This is a genomic window from Lentilactobacillus sp. TOM.63 (genome assembly GCF_030361045.1).
GTDB classification, from domain to species: domain Bacteria; phylum Bacillota; class Bacilli; order Lactobacillales; family Lactobacillaceae; genus Lentilactobacillus; species Lentilactobacillus dabitei.
Window position 1 is genome coordinate 39,510 of the sequence record NZ_JAUCAP010000015.1, and the last position, 6,692, is coordinate 46,201.

General features: G+C 42.8%; 6 protein-coding genes. 5 read left to right on the forward strand and 1 reads right to left on the reverse strand.

What is annotated here, in order from left to right; translation table 11 throughout:
* Window positions 1-157 precede the first annotated feature (157 nt).
* From ppcA to QUF07_RS04655, 3 genes are all read left to right on the forward strand, one after another.
* Window positions 158-1,666 carry a phosphoenolpyruvate carboxylase gene (ppcA, locus tag QUF07_RS04645; protein WP_217163653.1) on the forward strand — a complete coding sequence of 503 codons (1,509 nt, stop codon included), beginning with the start codon at window positions 158-160 and terminating at the stop codon, window positions 1,664-1,666.
* A gap of 244 nt (window positions 1,667-1,910) precedes the next feature.
* On the forward strand, window positions 1,911-2,318 hold the full coding sequence (locus QUF07_RS04650) for a hypothetical protein (RefSeq protein ID WP_289426888.1): 408 nt from the start codon (window positions 1,911-1,913) through the stop codon (window positions 2,316-2,318).
* 34 nt (window positions 2,319-2,352) lie between these two features.
* Window positions 2,353-3,615 carry a TMEM175 family protein gene (locus QUF07_RS04655; protein WP_289426889.1) on the forward strand — a complete coding sequence of 421 codons (1,263 nt, stop codon included), beginning with the start codon at window positions 2,353-2,355 and terminating at the stop codon, window positions 3,613-3,615.
* A gap of 76 nt (window positions 3,616-3,691) precedes the next feature.
* Here QUF07_RS04655 and QUF07_RS04660 read toward each other — a convergent pair whose 3' ends face one another.
* The gene (locus QUF07_RS04660) at window positions 3,692-4,471 is read right to left on the reverse strand and encodes a sulfite exporter TauE/SafE family protein (protein WP_217165431.1); all 780 of its coding nucleotides are present in this window, start codon (window positions 4,469-4,471) and stop codon (window positions 3,692-3,694) included.
* 204 nt (window positions 4,472-4,675) lie between these two features.
* Here QUF07_RS04660 and QUF07_RS04665 point away from each other — a divergent pair, with 204 nt between their 5' ends.
* Together QUF07_RS04665 and QUF07_RS04670 are read left to right on the forward strand one after the other, a co-directional pair.
* Window positions 4,676-6,124 (forward strand): C69 family dipeptidase, encoded by a 1,449-nt coding sequence (locus tag QUF07_RS04665; RefSeq protein ID WP_502878972.1) that lies wholly within the window; start codon window positions 4,676-4,678, stop codon window positions 6,122-6,124.
* Between the two features lie 297 nt (window positions 6,125-6,421).
* The gene (locus QUF07_RS04670; protein ID WP_289426891.1) at window positions 6,422-6,601 is read left to right on the forward strand and encodes a hypothetical protein; all 180 of its coding nucleotides are present in this window, start codon (window positions 6,422-6,424) and stop codon (window positions 6,599-6,601) included.
* Window positions 6,602-6,692: the final 91 nt, after the last annotated feature.

Sequence of the window (6,692 nt, forward strand, 5' to 3'; positions counted from 1 at the left end):
GGTAATATCTAATTAATATTTAATTAGATGAACTTTTTGCTCATAAATTATCCGTTTATGTATAAATTCAGTTATTTCTAATTTTATTTTCATGTTTGACCTTTTTTACTGTATAATCATTCTAAATACATATCTATATATTAGGAGGCAATTCTTTATGGACAGAAAAATTCCAAATATTATGGGAACCCAACATCCAGATAATGCGGGCGTTCCATTCTTCAAGGATCATCAAAACCCATTTGTTTCAGCGTTTCGTGAAATTGACGAAGCTTATCAAAACTTCTCGGTACTAGATGCAGATGAGTACATGTGGGATTGGGAAGGAAAGCACGCTGATGCATCGGTGATTGATCGTTTGTACTCAGAACATTATGAGTACTTCAAGAAGCACCCACTTGGCAAGGATAAATTTCTCACTTTCCGTTTTCCAAATATTTGGGAAGAAAAAGGCTACAGCTTGATGCAAGCTATGACCACAATTCTTTCAGCCGAAGACTTCGCACTGGACTTAGGCTTTAAAGAACGACCTTTGTTTGAAGCAATCTTACCAATGACCCAATCTGCCGATCAATTGATTGATATGGAAGACAAGTTTGCCAGTCTCTCCCATTACAAGACCAAGGAATTCAACACTGGTCATAAAGATTCTGATACCCTACAAATGATTCCGTTGTTTGAAGGATTCGAATCACAATTACACGCCCCAGAAATTTTGAAGAAATATCTGGAAATGTATCATCAACACTTTGGCCGCGACCTCAAGTATATGCGGGTCTTCTTGGCCGGTTCTGATTCTGCTCTTTCAAACGGCTTCTTGAACAGTATCATCGGTAACAAGTTGGCCTTGACTCGATTAGCTGAATTTGAAGAAGAAACTAAATTACCAATTTATCCAATCGCCGGAATGGGAAGCACCATCTTCCGTGGCGGATTGTCACCAATGATGATCGACCGTTACTTGGAAGAATTCCCTGGCTTAAAGACAGCTACCATTCAATCCGCATTCCGTTACGATTATCCACTGGATGTTGTTGAGCCAGCCATCATGAAATTACGTGATGGCTTGCAACAAAGCAAGTTCCAGATTATCGACAAAGATGATCAGAGGATTCTTTTGGATATTGCCAAGAAAGCTGCCGGAGAATATCACGAAACTTTGGATCCATTGATCAACGACTTACAGCCAATCTTTGATTCCTTCCCAAAGCGGCGTGACCGTCACCAACACGTTGGGATCATCGGTTACTCAAGAGATGTCGATGGTTACAAGATGCCGCGAGCAATCACCTTTACCGGTGCGCTTTATTCCGTCGGTGTTCCACCAGAATTTCTCGGAACCGGCCGCATCTTGAACAAGTTGGATGATAATGAATTAGATACCCTGATGAAATATTATCCAAACATCAAGCATGACTATGCCCATGTTGCTAAATACTTCAGCAAGGATGCTTTGGAAGCCTTACAAGCTAAGAACCCTGCATGGCATGCAGTTGACGAAGATATTGAGGCAGTTGAGAAGCTCTTCGATATCAAAGCTGGCCCTCAAGACGAAGACCAACAAAAGCATGCCGATCTGGCTGCAGACTTGGTTAAAATTTCTGATAAAGAAACGAAGACAACCCTCATCAGCCGGCAAGCTGTTTTGCGTAAGTTCTTAGGCTAATCATTTCAGGATTTTTAAACATAAACGACCTGTTAGAATTTTTAATAGGTCGTTTTTCTATTAAAAAGATTGGCAAATATTTACCACCAACCGAGCTTGCTCAGATATTTGAGAGCTTCTCAGTCCAGATTTCTGATGATCTGAATGCATTATATTTTTCGTTTACACCGCATTCGCATTTTAGACGTCCTCATCAAAAAGTTATATAATGAACATAGATCAAAAAGAAATGGAGATTTAAGTGATGCAAAACCGAAATTTATTGTTATTAGCAACTGCTGCCATTACCCTCACTGGCTTTACCGCGATCAATACCCCAACCACAGCCGATGCGGCAACCATGACTGGAAACCTTACCTATCATAAGGCTAAGGTGGTTGCCAAAATTGGCAGTCATTATCAACAGTTCAAGCTGACCAATCACGTTATCAATAGCGATTATCAGCACATTAAAACAACTTCGTGGAAAAAGAGTGGCTTAAAAAAAGGTACCAAAGTTGTCATTGATATGTATGCTAACCAAGGGTTGCAATTTAATTGGTACCGAATTTCAAAATATGCTGCCAGGAAAAGCTCTCACACCAAACCTAAAATCCAAAAATATTGGGTTTATGGTCAAGCATTAGTGTTGCCAAAGAGCTTCACTTACTAGCCAACCAATAAACGCCAATCGGGAAGCCTTTAAAATGAAAAAACTCAAAGTTCGGCTAGACGCCTTTAGTGATGCCGTCATCGCGATTATTTTAACAATTATGGTATTGGATCTGACACCCGTATTACGGGATAACCTCAATGATTACCTTTTGTTGAGCAAAGAAATCGGTGTCTACATCATTAGCTTCGCGTTTGTCGCCAACATGTGGTACCAGCACGCCACGCTGTTTAATGAAATTGACGACATGAGCTACCGGATTATGCTGGCTGATTTTTTGTTTCTGATTCCATTATCGCTTACCCCCCTGGCAACCAATATGATGGCTGAGAACACCACCAATATCACAGTGATGGCTTATGGCCTGCTCGTCGGAATTACCGGGACTTGTTTCAGATTGCTTGCAAGATCAATCATTCACTTTCAATATACCGATACTTCAAAAATGCGGCAGGTTTACCGAAAAATTTTTGGCCAACATAATCTGATCTATGTCTTATTGAATGGCGTTTTGATTATTCTTGCCTATTTCTTTCCCCAAGTTGTTTTGTGGTTCTACTTACCCTACCCATTAATTTACATGTTGTTGAGTAGTCGTGACCGCCAGCAAATGTACGATGTCGCCCAGTTGACGACCAATCAACGGCAACAATACTTGCGCTTGCCCCGAGATCGGATGAAACAATTCAGTCGATTGGTGGCGGCTCAGAAGCCCCAAACTAGTGCTTCTCCTGCCGGAACCCAACCTAATAATGAGCAACCGCTAACTCAAGATGTCAAACCAATTAGTTGGCGCGATTGGTTGGATCAGCCAATTGGTTCTGGAAGTGGCGTTCAAGCAGCGAACTCCCAATCACCCAATGTGGAGGCCATTAAAGAATTTCGGCGGGCTCAGTGGGATGACTTCCAGCGACAAACTAAAACTCAACGGGCTGCTCGAGATCAAGCTGCCAAAGAATTGGAACATCAACAAGCTGCTCAAAAGGCCGCTGCTAAACAAGCCACCAGAGAACACGAACGCGAGCAGGAAGCCAAAAAGGAAGCTGCTGAACTGGCAGCAAAACAACGTGAACGGGACCAAGAAGCTGAGGAAGATGCTGCTAAACTAGCCGCTAAGAACATTGAACGTCAGGCTCATGCTAAAAAAGAAGCTGCTAAGCAAGAAATTAAGATTCAAGAACGGCAACAAAAAGCCAAACGAAAGGCAGACCGGAAAGATGCTAAGGCACTGTTCCGCCAAAAGAAGCTGGCCCAGAAGGCTAAACAGTATGATTCTGATGATAACGATCATCAATAATCATAAAAATAGCGGATTGAAACGCTGACCGGATACATCAACGCTTCAATCCTTTTTATTTGGGCTCAACGATTAGCTAAAAGTAAGCGGTCACAAACAAGTATCCCGCTAACCCAAACGCTGCTAAAGCAATCAGTGCCCGGAGTAAATGAATATTCGCGTGGCGCACAATAATCGGGCCAGTGTAGCCGCCAACCAACAAGCCAAATCCCATTGGAATCACATACAACCAGTATATGTGCGACTTAAAAATGAAGATAATGGTTGCAACCAAATTCCCAATAAAAGCAATCGCATTCTTCGTCGCATTAATGACCGTGAATTTTTCATCCATGATAATCGATAGAATTGCCAGAAAGATGACGCCACCCGCCGCACCAAAGTAACCGGTGTAGGCACCAACCACAACGATCCCGGTTAAGCTGATGAGTGCAACCCAAAAGTGCTTCTCAGGTGATGCATGTGCTTCTCTCATCTTCCGAGTTGACGTATCTTTCTTGCGACCCGACATCAGGAGCAAAATCCCTGCAAATAAAATAAAAAATGGCACAACCTTCTCAAATGATGATGCCGGCGCGATCAATAGCAAGTAACTCCCGACAATGCTACCGATCAGTGACAAGCCAACGTAAATTCCCAGTCGCTTCCAATTTCCCCTGAGTTCCTTCATCGACGAAGCCATTGACCCAATACCAGAAAAGACCAAAGCGGTGGTATTAGTCACGTTGGCGATGACCGGGGGCAAACCAACCAACAGCAGGGCTGGATAAGATGCCAGCGAGGCCAATCCAGCGACTGATGCCAAGAGACCAGCGACGAATCCCGCGATGATTAAAAAAATAAAAATCCAAACCATGAGTAGGCACCCTCTCCATTAACCAATTTTGAACAATCTATTATTAATATACTACTTTTTCCCTTCGAAAGGATTTTTTCGTTTCGGCCCGCCTGTAAATGGGCCAGGAACTGCAGTATAATTTGAGACATAACAATTATTTAGCTATAATTTAAAGCGGTATCTGATTCAGTTGTCGGATAATCGCTTTTATTGAGAGAGGAAATGAACTTGTTGAAAACTGCTTTAAATCTTTCCAGTTGTACTGCTTTTTTAGCTGGTAAAAATGCCACGGTTGATGGCTCCACGATGATCGCCAGAAATGAAGATGCTGGTGGCGGCATCAATGCTAAACGATTTGTCGTCGTTAATTCCACCGATCAACCAAGTGAATACATCTCAACCTTTAACAAATTTCGATTGAAACTACCTGACAATCCCCTTCGTTATACCGAGACGCCTTGTGCCGACACAAGTGACGGCCTTTGGGGCGAATCTGGTATTAACACCGCCAACGTTGCCATGAGTTCGACCGAAACCGAATTTACCAATACCACAATGTTGGGGCTCGATCCCCTGGTGCCAGACGGAATTGGCGAAGAGGCCATGCTGACAGTGGTTTTGCCATACATTCATCATGCCCGTGAAGGGGTTCAACGCTTGGGTGATTTGGTTACAAAATTTGGTACCTGTGAAAGTAACGGTATTGCCTTCTCCGACTCAGATGAAGTCTGGTACTTTGAAACGGTTGGCGGTCATCATTGGGCAGCTCAACGCATCCCCGATGACGCTTACGTGCTCGCACCTAACCAAACAGGGATTCAAGAAATCGACTTCAACGACACCGATCACTTTATGTATAGTGCTGATTTGAAAGCATTTGCCGAAGAATATCATCTGAACAAGGCGCGTAAGGGCTTCAATTTCCGTGACATCTTCGGTGAAGATACTCAAGCCGACCATTATTACAACACCCCACGAGTTTGGTATGGTCAAAAATATTTGAATCCCGAAATTGATCAGGATCCTGAAAGTCGGACAATGCCATTTACCAGAGTGGCCGATCATTTAATTTCTGTTGAAGACATTGCTTTTATCTTGAGCAGCCATTATCAAGGGACCGATTTTGACCCCTATGGCAAAACGGGAACTGAAGAAACCCGCCAACGTTACCGTCCAATTGGGATGAACCGCAATCAAGAGATGCATATCTTACAAATTCGGCCAAGCTTCCCAGCAGCGCATGCCGCCATTCACTGGTTGGCTGAAGGCGTTAACGAATTCAATGCGCCCGTGCCATTCTTTGCCAACTGCACCGATACGCCCGCAAACTTCAAGAACACCCCGCTGCGCACAACAACTGAGAGCTTCTATTGGCTAAATAAATTGGTTGCAATGTTGGCTGATCCATTCTTTGCCGAACATGATCTTGACGCAATGACGGCCGTTTCTGAAAGCCGCAAATTTGGATTTGCCAATGGCCGGGCCGCAGTCGCTGCCGCAGATGCCGAGTTTAAACAAATCGACAAAGCTCAGCTACCGGATTGGCACAATCAAGTTAACGCAAAAATTGCCAATACAATTACCGAAAATGTGAAAGATCTCCTTCACCAGCTTGTATTATTGCGAGCTGAAAAAATGGTGCCAACGTTTGAAAAGGGCGGCGAACTGTAACTTGATCACATTATTGGCTAAAGCTAGCCAACAATTGTTCGATCAGCGCCCGACTATTTTCTATTGATCATCATGCTAAAAATAATTTAGTCTAATCTGTCGTCCCAACATCGCAAAAAATCCGCCATCATTTCTCATTCTGGAATGATGGCGGATTTTTTGTTGAGAAGCTGAAGCAATTTGGTGGCACAGCTTCAATTTAATGATTAAGGGTAAGCACTAAATAACTGGACGTCTACTTCGTAGACGTCTTTTTGAGTACCATAGAATTATTAATTAAGTATGAGGTGATTCTTTATGGAAAAGACCATTGTGCCAGTACCCACTGAAAAGTTACAAAGTACAAAGATTGATGATCCCAATAAAATTCAACTGGCTTGTCAATTAACCGTCAACAATAAAAAATTAAGGATCTTTAATAATGCCCAGCCAGAAATATTGAAGGTCATTCTAAAGGAGCTGATGGCGGGTGCCTAAATTACTAAACTTTACCGAATTAGATAAAGTCTATTTGGTTTGCGGCAAAACAGATTTACGCAAAGGAATTGATGGGTTAGCAACAATCATC